This is a genomic window from Klebsiella sp. AqSCr (assembly GCF_008452795.1).
Taxonomy (GTDB): domain Bacteria; phylum Pseudomonadota; class Gammaproteobacteria; order Enterobacterales; family Enterobacteriaceae; genus Klebsiella; species Klebsiella pneumoniae.
The window spans coordinates 782,413-797,518 of record NZ_MJDM01000005.1 but is presented as its reverse complement, the minus strand read 5'-3'; the positions used below and the strand labels follow the sequence as shown (position 1 = coordinate 797,518).

Here is a 15,106-nt window from a genome sequence, read left to right as displayed (position 1 = left end):
GGTTCTGAACAGGCGTCACACCTGCGCGGTATTCGCCGGCTGAAAGGGAACGATGATAGTGGCCCCGTACCGACCACCGTGCAGGGAGTAAGGCTCCCTGGCGGTCAGTTCCGGGCAGACGTTAACGCTCCTTCACCGCTGGGGGCAGCAGGGAGGGTGCGGTTTCGGTTAGCGGCAACCAGAGCCGCTCGGGGTCATTAAATCCCTCTTCGACAAGGGCATAAAAGCGGCTGGCGTGGAGACCATCGACGAAGGCATGGTTAAACCGCCCGGCCACCGGGACAACGCCATTCTGCAGTTTTCCCCAGGTGAGCGCGGGGACCGCCGCGCCGACGGCATATTCCGCATGGGTCATCGAGGTGAAATGGAGCCATGGCAGACAGCTGGCGCAGATAAAATGCTCGCCATCGACGATGAGCGGCGCCGGGGATGTCTCTCTTGCCGCGACAATCTTCGGCGTGGCCGCGGCGCTGAAGGCGGTGAACTCGGGGGCGTTGTCGCACCACACCTGACGGAATCCCTCTCCGACGGTCATCACCGGCGTCATTACTGCCAGACTGTCATATTCAATCACCTCATCGTTCCGCACGCGCTGGCGTAGCTGCGGTACCCCGTTGGCCGCGCGCAGCAGGGCATAGAGCGCGAGCTGAAAAAACGAGACCCGACGGTCCTTCGCACATTCGTACAGGCGCTGCGCCGCTATCGGCACGCAGAGATTAAAGCTGGGGTTGGCGAATTGGCGGTAAAAAGTGAAATGATCCCGGCGGGGCCAGGATGCGGTGTCGATAATCCGGTAATGTGCCATGGATGCCTCCTGAATACTGGCGTTCTGCTGACTATGCGACGATTTCGATCAGGTTGCCATCGGGATCGGCGATCACCGCCTCAAAATAGCCGTCGCCGGTGGTGCGCGGCGGCGAAATCAGTATTCCGGCGGCCCCGGCGCGTTGGGCGATGGCATCGACCTGTTCCGCCCCGCCCACCGAGAGGGCCAGATGCGCCCAGCCGGTATGGTTGTTATCCGCGCTGGCCTGCTGCAGGCCAGGCTTGGTCATCAGCTCGATCACCACCTCGTCGTCGATAGTAACAAAATAGGAGGCAAAGCCGGGGTTGGTCTGGCTAAGGTATTTTTCATTGATGCTGGCGGCAAAGAAGTCCACCCAGAAGCGGGCCTGGACGTCGAGCTGTTGGGTCCACAGGGCGAAATGGGCAATTTTCATGGTAAACCTCCGGGCAGGAACGTTGACAACCAGAGCAGGGCAGACGATCATGCTTGCTACTGCTCGGTTTTGATCATTTAAGGATTGTGTTATGCTCGATTATGCTGCTTTCCCTCAACAGCGACAAGCGCTGATTTGCCAGATCCTGCAGGAAAACGGCAGAGTGGTGTGCGCGGAGCTGGCGGCGCGTCTTCAGGTGTCGGAGCATACCATCCGCCGCGATCTGCATGAGCTCAGCCGCGAGGGATTCTGTAAAAAGGTGTATGGCGGGGCGGTGCTGAGTCTGCCGGAAGCGGGGGATTACAGTGAGCGGAAAGATAAAAACCGCGCGATAAAGCTCAGGATCGCGCAACAGTGTGCCCGGCTGGTGAAGCCCGGCGGCACTATTTTCATTGATACCGGGACCACCAATCTGGCGATGGCCGAGGCGCTGCCCACCGAGCTGGCGCTGACGGTGGTAACGAACTCGCCGGAGATCGCCGCGGTACTGGTGAAAAAACCGCTGTATGACGTGGTGATCCTTGGCGGCCAGGTACAGCGCGCGAGCGGCGGTTGCGTCGGTGCCGCGGCGGTGGCTCAGGTGCAGGGCATGTTATTCGACCAGGGGTTTATCGGCGGCTGCGCGATGGCGCCAGAGTCGGGCCTGACCGGCTTTGACTATGCCGACTGCGAGTTCAAGAAAGCGGTCATTAAACAGTGCAGCGAGATTATTGTTGGTCTGACTTCGGATAAAATTCCGGCAGCAGCGCGGTTTGTGGTGGCCGCCAGCAGCGATATCGATGTGCTGGTGGTGGAAGAGAATATCAGTCGCGAATATCGCGTTGCCTTTCAGCAGCACGATATTCGCATCTATACCGTGTAACCCGCTAGCGGGTGAGGGAGGTGGCGATAAGCCGCAGGCCCAGCGCCCCCAGCACCGTCGCTGTGGCGATGTCGATCCGCCGCTTCAGCCGCAGGTAGACGCGCCGCGGGCGGTCGGCAGACAGCACCAGCGCCACCAGCGAATACCAGCTGACGTCGATCAGAAAGCTCATCAGCGGCACGATGTAATAGAAGGCGGTGGGGATCTGCGCCGGCAGCAGGGCGGTAAAAATTGAGGCGAACACCAGCGCCGTTTTGGGATTGCTGAGCTGAGTATACAGCCCGTCGCGGAAGGTCTTCAGCAAAGAGCGGTTGCCGGCCATCCCGCTGGCGGAAAAATCCATCGGCTGCGCCGACCCGCGAAAAATTTTATAGCCCAGCCACAGCAGATAGAGCCCGCCCGCCACCTTCAAACCAATAAACAGCTCCGGCACCGCGGTGAGCACCTTCTGCAGGCCCAGCATCGCCATAATGGAGAAAATGGCCGCACCGGCGCCGGTACCGAGGGCGGTCACCATACCGTGCAGACGCGAGCGAGCGACGGCATTGCGCGCGACAAAGATAAAGCTTGGGCCGGGACTGATCACGCCCATGATCAGCACCGCGGCAATGGCCATCAGGCTGGATAGGAACATAGCGACTCCTGTTATGTCCGCCGCAGGCAGGCGGTCGGTAACGTGTGGACGGTTGGAGCAGACAGAGTAGCAAACTGGTTCAGGAAAGCACGTCAAAAAGGTGTGTATTAGACGGGGAGAAGCAGGCGTTGGCGGCGCGCGTTTTCTGCGCAACTGTTTGAATAACGATTCCCATTCTTGTCATCGATGGTAAACTGAATAACTGTGATCTTTGTCATACCGTAATAACTACAGAGAAGAGACACTGCTATGCAACATATCATTGAGGGCTTCCTCAACTTCCAGAAAGAGATCTTCCCCCAGCGTAAAGAACTCTTCCGCAGCCTGGCCTCCAGCCAGAATCCCAAAGCGCTTTTCATCTCCTGTTCTGACAGCCGTCTGGTGCCGGAACTGGTTACCCAGCAGGAGCCGGGACAGCTCTTTGTCATTCGTAATGCCGGGAATATCGTGCCGTCTTTCGGGCCGGAGCCGGGCGGCGTTTCCGCGACCATCGAATATGCCGTGGTTGCGCTGGGCGTGACGGATATCGTGATCTGCGGCCATTCCAACTGCGGCGCGATGAAAGCGATCGCCACCTGTCAGTGCCTTGAGCCGATGCCGGCGGTGTCTCACTGGCTACGCTATGCCGATGCCGCGAAAGCGGTGGTGGAAAAGAAAACCTGGGCTAGCGAAACCGATAAGGTCAATGGCATGGTGCAGGAAAACGTCATCGCCCAACTGAATAACATCAAGACCCATCCTTCGGTGGCGGTTGGTCTGCGCGACCATACCCTGCGCCTGCATGGCTGGTTCTACGACATCGAAACCGGCGATATTCAGGCGCTGGATAAAAACACGAAATCCTTTGTTTCGCTGTCGGAAAATCCGGACGTCTTTTTCGAATAAAGTCTTTCCAGGGCACGGAGGCCCTGCAAACCCTCACCACGCCACGCAAATTTTGCCAAAATGGGCGCCGCTTTGCAGACAGCGGAAGGCCTCCGACTGATTCGCGGCGACAGACCTCTCCGCTTTACGCCGACAAGCCGCAGATAATCCAGCCAATCGGGTATTTATTGCTATCAGGCTCTTTTTGTGCTGAGAGTCAGTATTGTCCGGGATCCGGCGAATGCCGCATGGACCTGCCGGGAAAGGTCAGGAAGGGGGAAAAACTAAAGCGCCGTCCAGGCGGCGCTTTAGGAAACGTTTAGGGGCAAGGGTTTATTTGCTCAGTTCAGCCGTCATATGAACACGGTTGTTAAACTGGGCGCTGGTAATTTTATAGGATGCACCCTGTTCTGCGGCCTGGGCGGCAATTTTAGCTTCCGCGCGGTCCAGCGTGGAGGCAGTGGCGCTGACGCTCTGAGCAAAGCTGGCAGCAGAGAACAGAGACAGCGCAGCAACAGCAACGAAAGTTTTGATGAATTTCATGGTCGTATTCCTTAATTTGGTGTCTGATAAAGGGCCTGTTGCCCTGATGTGATAAAGAATACGCTTGATTGCTGGAGCCTAAAATCAAAACAATTTGCGAAACTATTTCAAATAATATGAATGATTTTCCGCCAGCCTCGAGGCTGCGCGCGGCGGCAGGGTTGCATTAGCTGCTGTGGTCAGGCATCGGAGGTCGGCAGACAGGCGACTAAAAGAGAGCCTGTCGGTCATGAAATGATGAAAATGGCTATGACTGACCAGGCGGAAATTCACTTTAATCCTTTCCAGGCCGTTATAGACCCGCTTGCGATTAATCCCCAGCGTAGCGGCCATTTGATGAACCGACTGACCCTTCATGGTGGCATCAATCATCCGCATCTCCAGGCGGTTGAGCGGGGCTCGTTGACGGAAAGAAACGCTCTGACGTTGGTGACGCGGCACGAGTGGCCAGCGGCGCTCGGCCAGGCAGCGCAGAAGGCGGCTCACTTCACGTACCGCTTCGCGCTGGCTGACCCACAGTAGGGTATCCGCGAAAAAGGGGCGTCCGCGCCTTACATTGCCGGCTGACGTAAAGCCAATGACCAGGCCCTGAAAGTGCTGAGCGATTTCAGCGGCAGCCAGGTAATCATGATAGTTTTCCAGTGACAAAATAATCACATCCAGCCCGGACAGTTCTGGAAGATGGCTGAGGGGCAGGGAGTGAATAACCTTTAATTCGGGCGCTGTTTTCTGAATATCCCGAAAACACTGGGCGATACCGATATTAAAATAAATATTATTGCTGTGAATTAAAATATTCAACGAATAAACCCTGTTGCTGGCGATGTAAACGGCGCGGGGAGGGGATTAGCTGCGTACCAGAAGCTTATTCATATCAGCAGGCGAAGTGTTTATATAATTCATCATCCCCGGCGGTTTGTATGAATAAATTTCGGCTACGTAAACGTTATTAATATAATACCCCGCGCACTTAACGCGGATGATTAACGCGCTCTCCACGCCAGCCTGGTGTAAGCGAGACTTTAAGCTCTGAATAACCTGCCATAGGCGCTGCGCGGAAGGGCGGAGATTATTTTTTTCCCAAACGTTAATCATTAACTCTTCATCGCTGACCAGACGTTCTCTGCCGTGCGCCAGCAGGTACTCCAGTAAACAGGCCATGGTGCTGCGTAGCTGGACTTGCGTCCGTGTCCCGCGCAGCGTGATAATTTCCCGATGATGCAGGCAGTAGAAAATATTATCCGCTAACTTATAGCCAAGTAGTTTATAGCCTTTAGTCATCCACAACTCCCTGACAAATCCTCTTCTTGCCGGTGCAGAGTACCTGCCCGCTGCTGACTGACCAAGTGAATTTTATCAGTTAGAATAATCAAAACAAATAACCACACAGCCATACATAACTAGAATAAAAATCTGATAATATCGCTTGATTCTGTTGTATTATGCGGTATAGGAAAAGTCTTAATCAGGCGACTGGCGAAGGTAAGCGCTTGAAAATATAGGTGGCATCGAAAAATAAATGCACTTAAATTGATTTGGATCAATTTAAGCTATTTCAGAGGGCGATGACCATTTACATTCTAAAACAAAGATTGAAATAACTTCCGTTACGCGGTGATACGCTAATTCTGAACTTGTGGAACTACCCAGGGAATGGTTCATTACTTTTCAGGAGCGTTTTTATGGTCATTGCAACTCGTAAGCCTCTGTGCAACAAACGCTGGTCGGCCAGCCCGGCCTCCCAGGATCTTCAGTTGACTCAGCTACGTCACCCGTGGGTCGCCACCAAAGCTAGCTGCAAAAGTAAAAAAGGCTGGAAGAGCCGCGGTTAACGGCTCGTCCACTTTCCCGGACAAAACGCCCCGGTCGTGCTCATGCCGCGACCGGGGTTTTACTGTGGTCATTGTTCTGCTCAACGATCACACCGAGCGCAGACAATAGCCTGAGGCGGTGTTCTCCACTCTGGCGAATCCCGGCAGGCCAAGATGCATACCGGCAATCAACCACCGTTCGCTGGCGGCCTGGCGCAGCAGGATCTCCCTGGTACGCCGGGCCTGTTCAGGATCGACGTCGAAGGCGACCGAGGCTTCTGGCCGCGCAGACTGAATGGACGGGAAATGGACGATATCCCCCCAGATCAGCAGCGAGGTATCGCCCGCTTCGAGACGATACCCGGTATGCCCGGGCGTATGGCCGGGCAGAGGGCACGGGCGGATCCCGGCGATCACCTCCTCATCATCAACCCCGCTGATTTGCGCCGCGCAGTTCGCCAGTACACGGCGAACAAGCAGCACGTTGCGCCGGCCGCGATCGCTGGCGTTGTCGAACGTGGATGTTGCCAGCCAGTAAGCGCTTTCCCGCGTAGGCAGGAACACCGTGGCGTTGGGATACGCTGGCGTACCAGCGGCGGACAGCAGGCCGCCGATATGGTCCGGATGGGCGTGGGTGAGAAGGATGGCGTCGATCTCCTCGGGACCAACGCCGAGCCGCGCCAGATTGGCGATAAGTTCGCCGCCAACGCCATTGGCTCCGCCGGTGCCGGTATCCACCAGCACCGTATTCCCGCGACCGCGGATCAGATAGGCGCCAATCGCAATGGTCTCCGGCGAGGCTAATCCTGAATGCCGCTGCAGATGTTCCGCCTCCTCCCGTGAGATACCCGAGAGTAAGGACAGCGGCGCTGACATCAGACCATCACTCACGGCAGTCACCGTCAGGTCGCCAGCGGTCAACGTATAAAAGGGAGCAGGTGACATGGCGACCTCACGCGCGCTGCGCCGGGTTGCGTAACCGGGCGGTGATGGGCTGATAGATAAAGACGGCGGCAGTCGTGGCCAGGTGATGCAGGTTGTCTCGTGGGAGGATGGCGGCATACCGGGTTTGTTCGGTCGCCAGGCCGCCAGGCTGCAGGAGTATCGGCGCAGCGACGGGCAAGTCCTCCGCGGTATCGCCCAGCAGCAGCACTTCATCCGGGGCAACCTCCCGCAGCGTATTATTCGTTAGATAGAGATGGCGATGCCAGTCGGCGATCGCCGATTGCCAGCGGGCAAAATGGCCGCCGCCGTTGCGGCGGTAGGCGTCGCTGTCGATGACGGTAGCATCGTGGATATCGTGCAGCGCCAGGTAGCAGGGGCAGCCCTCGCTAAGAGCGCGGAAGCGCTGGGAGGCGTAGAAACCGGGCACAGAGACCAGCGCCGGTAGTTTTTCCTGATTGTAAAAGGTATTCCACGCCGCTTCGCTTTGGGGATCGGTGTAGGCGCATTCGACGACATAGAGCATAGTGACCTCGATGAACAGATGATGTGGCGCACAAGGCGCTTTAGTGAGTTTTCATCATCCTATCGGCTAAAAATGGCGCTGAAAAACGATGTTAATTCAAGGCGTAGTGATATTCTGTCACTGACTTTCGGTGAGCCTGCACAAGGAGCATTGGCTATGCGTCGTAAAATCCCCAGCAGCGCTGCGCTACTGGCTTTTGAGGCCGCGGCTCGTCACGGCAACTTTGCCCGCGCGGCGGCGGAGCTCGCGTTAACGGAAGGGGCCATCAGCCGGCAGATTGCCCGTCTGGAAGCGCTCCTCGACAGTAAACTCTTCGACAGGACGGGGAGCCGGGTGCGGCTCAATCCGGCAGGCGCCCGCTATGCTCGTCAGGTCCGCGAGATCCTCGCTCGCCTGGAACGGGACACCCATGACGTCAGCGGGATGCCCGTCGATGGCCGCAGCCTGGAGATCTCCGTGCTCCCCACCTTCGCCAGCCGCTGGTTAATTCCCCGGCTCGGGCGCTTTGCGGCGCAGCATCCGCATATCGTGGTCAATATCGCCGCCCGCAGCGATCCCTTCATTCTGCCGGGAAGCGGATTTGATGCCGCCATCCATTTTGAACACCCGGCGTGGACCGGAATGGAGGTGACGTTTTTATTTGCGGAGTATTTGCTGCCGGTCTGCCATGCTGCGCTGCTGACGGATGACGATCTTCCGGGGCTGCTTAACCGGCTAACGCGCATTCACCGGCGGCAAAACCCGGACGCCTGGCTGCACTATGCCCGTGAGTGCGGTCTGGCGCTGGATAACCCCGCCCAGGGGCCGCGCTACGATCTGCATGAGATGGCGATCGCCGCGGTACTAAGTCAGCAGGGAGTGGCCCTGGTGCCGAAGATGTATGTGGAAAGCGAGCTGCGCGCCGGAACGCTGGCCGCCCCGTGGCCGGGCTCCCCGACGCTGGCTAAGCGCTTCTGCTTGATCAAACCCGGCGGCGGGGAGGGGGAGCCAGCGCTGCAGATGTTTGAGCGCTGGCTGCAGACGGAGATTGCGGCAGGTTAAGTCAGAGCTGGCCGGGAGACATTTAGCGCCGCCCGCTGGCGGGCATATTTGCCCGGCGATATCCCGGTATAACGGGTAAAAGCTACGCTGAACGCGCTGGCCGAGCCATAGCCGATGCGCTCGGCGATATCCGCAATGCTGATGCCCGTCTCGCTCAGCCACTGCATGGCCAGGGTCATTCGCCAGCCTAACAGATAGCCCATCGGGGTCATCCCGGTCAGGTCGGTAAAGCGTTCAAATAACGTCGAGCGAGACAGCGCGCAGTCGGCGGCCAGGGCGTTGACCGTCCAGCGTCTGGCGGGGGCCTGATGCAGCAGACGGATTGCCTGGGCGACCCGCGGGTCGCTCAGCCCGCGCATCAGACCGGGGGTCGCGAGCGTGCCGGAGGAACGGATGGCCTCGATAAAAAGCAGCTCAACCATTCGCGCCAGAACGAAAGATTTGCCCGCGCGATCCGCCTGCGCTTCCTCTTTCAGCAGCCCGACAAAGGTGGCCAGCCGCGGTTGATTGCGGACCACCACAAAGGCTGGCAACAGCGAGGCCAGCAGGCTGGCGTTCGTTGAACCGGAAGCGCAGTGGCCAATCAGCGCCTGCATCTGCGCAGGCTTGTCGAGGGCGCCCAGCCGAAAGTGTCCCTCCGCCAGTTGCACCGGGATGGTTTCCAGCGCCGGTGAAGGAGGCGGGGTCAGGCTGGTTAGCGAGAAGCGGTACGCCGCCGGGATCAGAATAAAATCCCCGGCGCGCAGGATCTGCGGCTCATGCTGGTCAATTTCCAGCCGACAGCCGCCTTCCAGCACGACGCCATAAAATGACAACCCCTGATCCGAGCGCCGGACTCGCCAGTCTCCCGCCCCCTCGATGGTTTTGGTCAGCACCGCTCTGAGATTTAACATCGCGATGACCTCCGCCAGCGGATCGCTCATTTCCGGACTCCTGCTAAAGAATGATGGATTATTGACCCTATATCGTCCGGCACGGCCTGTCTATGATGAAAAGGAAGAAGCCATTCGGAGACAGAGATATGCAAACGATAATGATCACCGGCTGTTCATCGGGTTTTGGCCTGGAGACGGCGCGTTATTTTCTCGAGCAAGGCTGGAAGGTTATTGCCACGATGCGCGCTCCGCAGGAAGGTGTGTTACCCGCCAGCGACCGCCTGCGGCTGGTACGTCTTGACGTCACTTCGGCGCAGAGTATCGCAGAGGCCATTGCCGAAGTAGGAGAGATTGATGTGCTGGTTAACAACGCCGGGGTGGGGATGCTTAATGCCCTGGAGGGCGCCCCGCGCGAGGCGATAGCCAACCTGTTTGCCACCAATACCCTGGGAACGATTGCCATGACCCAGGCGGTGATCCCCCGGTTCAGAGAGCGCCGAAGCGGGACCATCGTTAATATTACCTCGGCGGTCACCCTGCAACCGATGCCCCTGCTGCTGTCTACACCGCGAGTAAGGCGGCGGTGAATGCCTTCACGGAGTCGCTGGCGCTGGAGCTCCGTGCTTTTAATATTCGCGTCGGGCTGATCCTCCCGGGACGCGCCCCGCAGACCCGGTTCGGGGAAAACGCCCGCCGGACGATGGGACAGCTCCCCGAGAGCTATGCGGCGCTCGGCCAGCAGATCTTCGACAGCATGCAGGATAACGCCAGCGTGACGCAGGCGACCGATGTCGCTCAGGCCGTCTGGCGAATGGTGCACGATCCTGATGCCCCTTCGCGGCTGCCGGCAGGGGAAGACGCCCTGGCGATGGCGCAGGCCAGTCATCGCCTTGTCTGAAGGCAATATGCGGGACTTGTCTGTCAGACGGTGGGTGCGCAAGCTGCCGCTGCGCTTTATGGTCGGGGAATATTATCTCTGTCAGGATCGCCTGGATAATATGAGCTGTTATACGATATAACGGTCGGGGGGATTTACTGATATAAATCAGGACAGCAATGTATTTCATGGTGCGTTTTCGCAGCTTATTCTGGATGTGTGCGATCCGTCCGCAATATTATTAGATGATCAATGGCTCAGGTCATTTATATGTAAATTCTCAATGTAATTCGGGCGTTAATCTTAAAAAGTTAGTCTGGCCCGGTCGGGGCTGGACTTTCTTTATTTTACTGTGGCATGGTTTCCTCCCGGTTGTACCGCGCGCTCGCTTTTTTACACCAGGGAATAGTTTTCAGTATGGAATATTGTTGTTGCGAAGCCACCGCTTCCGCCCTGCGTCCAGACGGCCTCCTTCTCTCGTCTTACAAAATATTGTCAGTTTATTTTTTTTATTCTGTTTGTCGTCTTTTTCAGCATTACGCAGTTACTCCCGATCTGAACCGAGATGCCACTGAATTAAAACTGGACGTACTCCGGCAGGATGTGGATACGAACGGGATTTCCTTGTGCATGTATAGCTGAGCGACTGTTATTCCGGGCGTTAAATAAAAGATCACCGTTCTGCCTTACCCAGTGCGCTTTGGGTTCCTGTAGGGAGACAGCGACGGGCGGTAGCGTTCGCGAAAGCAGGCGGGTGCGATAGCGCGACCAGTGGGTGGCGAAGGGTAACGAATGGAGGTCGTAATGATGAATTTTAACGCCAGAAAAGATGGAGTGAAGCGATGAGGAACAGGCTGATAAACGACGCAACCAGTTTGGTAAAGCAACCGCCGAGGCAGTCACGCTACCGGATGGTTGTTCACCGGGGGGGCGCAATATCGACAGCCTGCTGAATCAGCAACTGTTAACCCATATGGCGGCAGGACCGAAGCCGCAGCACCTGACGCGGAGCGGGATGAGGAAGAGGGGAACGCCTCAAGAGGAGTGTCCGCTTTTTTTGCAGGAAGTCTTGCCGGATTATTATTATCCGTTGGAGCTGAAACATCCAGAGCAATATACACGTCCCGATATCTGAAGCGCAGAAATCCGGTACTGCATGATAAACTGCAAAATCTGCGAGATCTGGATCTTCTGTATTTTCATGTTGAGGAGATTGTAAAACCTTTCGAAACAGCGTGTATGGCCAGTGATAAGAATCCAGCAGAATTTAACAAAATATGTGAATATTTCTTTGGTGGATTATGAATATAAAACGAACATTACTCATCCTGTTTTCCCGTGTTATCAGAGGGGCTGGGATGGGATTAGGTGCTTCAGGTATCGCGCTGGCTGGTTGGTTCTTTTTTTTCTCAGTAAATGAATATAAATTTCTCTGGGGTTTACTTTCAGTTGTGGAATTCCTGGTGGGGTATCTGATATATCGATTTGCATATGCATATATTTATGATGAATGGAATGATTATCATTAAGAAATTAAACGGCGTGGTCTGTTGATCGATTTTTGATGCTCATTAAAAGGGTTGGCTTCCTTAGCACTCATGTGGACTAGTATGGACTATGCAAGGAAAACGCTTTGCCAAAACACAACATTTTAAGTCAGCAATACCAACGGGGAGCAGGTGATAAAATTCAGGAATTACAGAAGGAAAGATGATTGGTGCGTCTGAATGGACTCGAACCATCGACCCCCACCATGTCAAGGTGGTGCTCTAACCAACTGAGCTACAGACGCATTATGGTGCGTTTAATTGGACTCGAACCAACGACCCCCACCATGTCAAGGTGGTGCTCTAACCAACTGAGCTATAAACGCATTATGGTGCGTTCGATTGGACTCGAACCAACGACCCCCACCATGTCAAGGTGGTGCTCTAACCAACTGAGCTACGAACGCAATGTTGTGGTGACAACGGGGACGCATATTAGCGGCAGGGAGGGGATGTGGCAAGAGGTAAACGTCACTTTTCTTGCACATTGCATGCGATTGCGGAACTTTTACTCATTCCGGATATATTTTACTGAACCACAAGGATATTTCTTCGCCAGCGAGCATCACGGCTCTTATTTTTCAGGCAGTCCAAACCTGCGCGGAAGGGTTGGCGATGTGTTAAATTATCGGCCACCAGAAGAGAAGGAGTCATAACGAAGATGAAATCGATTGGTATTTTCTGCGGTTCTTCAGCTGGCGAACATCCGCTGTACCTCGAAACCGCCCGTCTGGTTGGACGTACGCTGGCGCAGCAGGGGTTGGCGCTTGTCTATGGCGGCGGCAAAGTTGGTCTGATGGGGGCGGTCGCCGATGCGGCGCTGGAGGCCGGTGGCGTGGTGATCGGCGTGATGCCGCGCGGCCTGGTGGAGCGGGAAATTGCCCACCGCGGCTTGACGGAGCTGCATGTGGTCGAGGATATGCACGAGCGGAAAACCAAAATGGCGGCGCTGGCGGATGGCTTTATTGCCCTGCCGGGCGGGGCGGGGACGCTCGAGGAGATTTTCGAACAATGGACCTGGGCGCAGCTGGGGATCCATGAGAAACCGTGCGCGTTCCTGAATATTAAGGGTTATTACGATCCGCTTCAGGCGATGGTCGATAACATGGTACGGGAAGGGTTTATGCACCCGCGCTACGCGGAGATGCTGCCGTTCGCTACCTCGGCAGACGAGATTATCGCCGGTTTTCGCGACTATACGCCGCCGGCCCGTAAATGGGTTCAGCAGCCAGCTATTTAAACATCAAGCGCAGGGTAAACAGCGCGCAGACGATGAGCAGTAACAGCAGCAATTCGAAGCGATAGCGTTGCAGCATGATGTCCTCCTGAAAAAAAACCGGCGCTGTTCAGCGCCGGTTTATCACCTTAACGCCCTGACCATTATGCCGCCGGTTTAGCTGCGTGGTGTGCCGCTTTATGATGTTTCTTTGCAGCCTGCGCTTTCTGCGCGACTGCCGGTTTCGCAGCGGTTTTGTGGTGTTTCTTCGCCGCCTGGGCTTTTTGCTCAGCAGCCGGTTTTGCAGCAGCTTTGTGGTGTTTCTTCGCCGCCTGCGCTTTCTGCTCGGCTGCCGGTTTCGCGGCCGCTTTGTGATGTTTCTTATGGTGAACGGTAGTATGGCTGGCTGCTGCACTCGGGGTGGTGCTTGCCGCATCGGCAGCGAAAGCAACTGATGACAGACCCATAGCAGCGGCAACGACCAGAGCTAATACTTTTTTCATTCTGAAATCCTCGACTTGGTTTCTTGAGTAACCCCACTGCGGGGCTGTTGGCAACACTATAAGCGCCTGCCGGGAGGCTATCAGTGAGTCTTTGGTGTCAGGGAGTAACGGAATGTACAACGCGCCGTTATAGCGAAGAACGAAAAAGCCCGCCGGAGCGGCGGGCTTAGACAAGTTAGCGCGCAGCGCGCTGTAAGATGATGCTGGAAGGCTGGCGCTGCAGAAAACGCATCCGCAGCATCATCATGATGGCGGCGGAGGTCAGACCGATGATAAATCCGCACCAGAAACCGGCAGGTCCCATGCGGGGCACAATCATATCGGTCAGCGCCAGCAGATAGCCGCTCGGCAAACCCAGCACCCAGTACGCGGTAAAGGTAATGAAAAAGATAGACCGCGTATCTTTATAGCCGCGCAGAATGCCGCTGCCGATCACCTGAATAGAGTCGGAGATCTGATAGATAGCCGCCAGCAGCATCAGGTGCGAGGCCAGCGTCACCACTTCGGGATTATCGTTATACAGCAGCGCAATCTGCTTACGCATCAGGACGGTAAAGATAGCGGTAAATACCGCCAGGCAGACCCCCACGCCCACGCCGGTGCGGGCCGAAACCTGGGCATCGATCGTTGAGCCCTGGCCAAGGCGGAAGCCGACGCGAATGGTGACCGCCGCCGCCAGCGACAGCGGCAGAACGAACATCAGCGAGCTGAAATTAAGCGCGATCTGGTGACCAGCGACGTCAATGATCCCGAGCGGGGAGACCAGCAGCGCGACGACGGCAAACAGAGTGACTTCAAAGAACAGCGCCAGAGCAATGGGCAGCCCCAGCTGCACCAGCCGTAACAGGACGGCAAAATCAGGGCCGCTGAAGCGCTCGGCGCAGCGGATATCGCGCATCGTACGCGCCCGGCGCACCCACCACAGCATGCTGGCGAACATCACCCAGTAAACGGAGGCCGTCGCCACACCGCAGCCGACGCCGCCCAGCTCGGGCATGCCGAAATGACCATAGATAAAAATATAGTTCACCGGAATGTTGACCAGTAATCCAATAAAGCCCATGACCATCCCGGGCTTGGTTTTTGCCAGCCCTTCACACTGGTTACGGGCGACCTGGAAGAACAGATAGCCCGGAGCGCCCCACAGCAGCGCGCGCAGGTAGCCAACCGCCTTCTCTGCCAACAGCGGATCGATGTTATGCATGGAGCTGATGATGTATCCGGCGTTCCACAGCACGACCATGATCAGCACCGAGACAAAGCCGGCCAGCCAGAAGCCCTGACGCACCTGCGGCGCGATACGCTCTCGCCGCCCGGATCCGTTAAGCTGCGCCACCACCGGGGTCAGCGCCAGCAGAAGGCCGTGGCCGAAGAGGATCGCCGGCAGCCAGATGGAGGTCCCGATGGCCACGGCGGCCATATCCGTGGCGCTGTAGCCACCCGCCATCACGGTATCGACAAAACCCATCGCCGTCTGCGCTACCTGCGCAAGAATGACGGGTATAGCCAGAGCTAATAACTGACGCGCTTCAACGAAATACTTCTGCACGTGAACACCTTCGAATTGTTGTTATTTTGAGACTAAAAAAGCCGCCGTAACTGGCAGCAAGGGGATAAAAATGAGGAATTTCCAGTCTATTGTAGC

Annotated in this window: 16 protein-coding genes, 3 tRNA genes and 2 pseudogenes; 7 read left to right on the top strand and 14 right to left on the bottom strand. The window is 56.5% G+C overall.

The features are described 5' to 3' along the window. Positions 1-121: 121 nt before the first annotated feature. Positions 122-805 (bottom strand): CatA-like O-acetyltransferase, family 1, encoded by a 684-nt coding sequence (locus tag BHE81_RS07825; protein ID WP_023342771.1) that lies wholly within the window; start codon positions 803-805, stop codon positions 122-124. A gap of 31 nt (positions 806-836) precedes the next feature. Next, on the bottom strand, positions 837-1,220 hold the full coding sequence (locus BHE81_RS07820; protein ID WP_023342772.1) for a VOC family protein: 384 nt from the start codon (positions 1,218-1,220) through the stop codon (positions 837-839). 91 nt (positions 1,221-1,311) lie between these two features. On the opposite strand from BHE81_RS07820, the gene BHE81_RS07815 reads away from it, so the two are divergent. After that, complete coding sequence (locus tag BHE81_RS07815) at positions 1,312-2,082, top strand: DeoR/GlpR family DNA-binding transcription regulator (protein ID WP_002907813.1); 771 nt, start codon at positions 1,312-1,314, stop codon at positions 2,080-2,082. 4 nt (positions 2,083-2,086) lie between these two features. On the opposite strand, the gene BHE81_RS07810 is transcribed toward BHE81_RS07815, so the two are convergent. Then, entirely contained in the window at positions 2,087-2,716 is a 630-nt protein-coding gene (locus BHE81_RS07810; RefSeq protein WP_002907812.1) for a LysE family translocator, read from the bottom strand. A 249-nt stretch (positions 2,717-2,965) separates the two neighbouring features. Between BHE81_RS07810 and BHE81_RS07805 the strand changes: the two genes are divergently transcribed. Beyond that, positions 2,966-3,601 carry a carbonic anhydrase gene (locus BHE81_RS07805; RefSeq protein WP_002907811.1) on the top strand — a complete coding sequence of 212 codons (636 nt, stop codon included), beginning with the start codon at positions 2,966-2,968 and terminating at the stop codon, positions 3,599-3,601. Between the two features lie 312 nt (positions 3,602-3,913). Here BHE81_RS07805 and BHE81_RS07800 read toward each other — a convergent pair whose 3' ends face one another. From BHE81_RS07800 to BHE81_RS07790, 3 genes are all read right to left on the bottom strand, one after another. Further along, positions 3,914-4,123, bottom strand: a complete 210-nt coding sequence (locus tag BHE81_RS07800; RefSeq protein ID WP_002907807.1) for a YdgH/BhsA/McbA-like domain containing protein — start codon at positions 4,121-4,123, stop codon at positions 3,914-3,916. Between the two features lie 102 nt (positions 4,124-4,225). Then, positions 4,226-4,924: a hypothetical protein gene (locus tag BHE81_RS07795; RefSeq protein ID WP_004184290.1), complete on the bottom strand. Its 699-nt coding sequence runs from the start codon at positions 4,922-4,924 to the stop codon at positions 4,226-4,228. 45 nt (positions 4,925-4,969) lie between these two features. After that, positions 4,970-5,404: a winged helix-turn-helix domain-containing protein gene (locus BHE81_RS07790; RefSeq protein ID WP_004143863.1), complete on the bottom strand. Its 435-nt coding sequence runs from the start codon at positions 5,402-5,404 to the stop codon at positions 4,970-4,972. Positions 5,405-5,805: 401 nt separating this feature from the next. Between BHE81_RS07790 and BHE81_RS28125 the strand changes: the two genes are divergently transcribed. Further along, entirely contained in the window at positions 5,806-5,955 is a 150-nt protein-coding gene (locus BHE81_RS28125; protein ID WP_002907802.1) for a hypothetical protein, read from the top strand. Positions 5,956-6,042: 87 nt separating this feature from the next. Here BHE81_RS28125 and BHE81_RS07785 read toward each other — a convergent pair whose 3' ends face one another. Together BHE81_RS07785 and BHE81_RS07780 are read right to left on the bottom strand one after the other, a co-directional pair. Then, positions 6,043-6,879: an MBL fold metallo-hydrolase gene (locus tag BHE81_RS07785; RefSeq protein WP_004180178.1), complete on the bottom strand. Its 837-nt coding sequence runs from the start codon at positions 6,877-6,879 to the stop codon at positions 6,043-6,045. 7 nt (positions 6,880-6,886) lie between these two features. Then, on the bottom strand, positions 6,887-7,402 hold the full coding sequence (locus BHE81_RS07780) for a DUF4286 family protein (RefSeq protein WP_004180177.1): 516 nt from the start codon (positions 7,400-7,402) through the stop codon (positions 6,887-6,889). 156 nt (positions 7,403-7,558) lie between these two features. On the opposite strand from BHE81_RS07780, the gene BHE81_RS07775 reads away from it, so the two are divergent. After that, on the top strand, positions 7,559-8,443 hold the full coding sequence (locus tag BHE81_RS07775; RefSeq protein ID WP_023342774.1) for a LysR substrate-binding domain-containing protein: 885 nt from the start codon (positions 7,559-7,561) through the stop codon (positions 8,441-8,443). On the opposite strand, the gene BHE81_RS07770 is transcribed toward BHE81_RS07775, so the two are convergent. Further along, positions 8,440-9,366, bottom strand: a complete 927-nt coding sequence (locus tag BHE81_RS07770; protein WP_004180175.1) for an AraC family transcriptional regulator — start codon at positions 9,364-9,366, stop codon at positions 8,440-8,442. The genes BHE81_RS07775 and BHE81_RS07770 overlap by 4 nt on opposite strands. 98 nt (positions 9,367-9,464) lie before the next feature. Here BHE81_RS07770 and BHE81_RS07765 point away from each other — a divergent pair. Further along, positions 9,465-10,216 (top strand): annotated as a pseudogene (locus BHE81_RS07765) (SDR family oxidoreductase). Between the two features lie 862 nt (positions 10,217-11,078). Further along, positions 11,079-11,201: pseudogene (locus BHE81_RS29115) on the top strand (hypothetical protein); the annotation flags it as partial. Between the two features lie 709 nt (positions 11,202-11,910). Here BHE81_RS29115 and BHE81_RS07745 read toward each other — a convergent pair. The 3 genes from BHE81_RS07745 to BHE81_RS07735 all read right to left on the bottom strand — a co-directional run bounded on the left by BHE81_RS07745 (position 11,911) and on the right by BHE81_RS07735 (position 12,149). Continuing rightward, a tRNA-Val gene (locus tag BHE81_RS07745) sits at positions 11,911-11,987 on the bottom strand. A gap of 4 nt (positions 11,988-11,991) precedes the next feature. Continuing rightward, positions 11,992-12,068 (bottom strand) — tRNA-Val (locus BHE81_RS07740). A gap of 4 nt (positions 12,069-12,072) precedes the next feature. Then, positions 12,073-12,149 (bottom strand) — tRNA-Val (locus BHE81_RS07735). A gap of 254 nt (positions 12,150-12,403) precedes the next feature. On the opposite strand from BHE81_RS07735, the gene BHE81_RS07730 reads away from it, so the two are divergent. Continuing rightward, positions 12,404-12,982: a TIGR00730 family Rossman fold protein gene (locus BHE81_RS07730; protein ID WP_004175848.1), complete on the top strand. Its 579-nt coding sequence runs from the start codon at positions 12,404-12,406 to the stop codon at positions 12,980-12,982. Between the two features lie 140 nt (positions 12,983-13,122). Here BHE81_RS07730 and asr read toward each other — a convergent pair whose 3' ends face one another. Both asr and mdtK read right to left on the bottom strand, forming a co-directional pair. After that, positions 13,123-13,461, bottom strand: a complete 339-nt coding sequence (asr, locus tag BHE81_RS07725; protein WP_032428160.1) for an acid resistance repetitive basic protein Asr — start codon at positions 13,459-13,461, stop codon at positions 13,123-13,125. Positions 13,462-13,636: 175 nt separating this feature from the next. After that, complete coding sequence (mdtK, locus tag BHE81_RS07720) at positions 13,637-15,010, bottom strand: MdtK family multidrug efflux MATE transporter (protein WP_004148609.1); 1,374 nt, start codon at positions 15,008-15,010, stop codon at positions 13,637-13,639. Positions 15,011-15,106 lie beyond the last annotated feature (96 nt).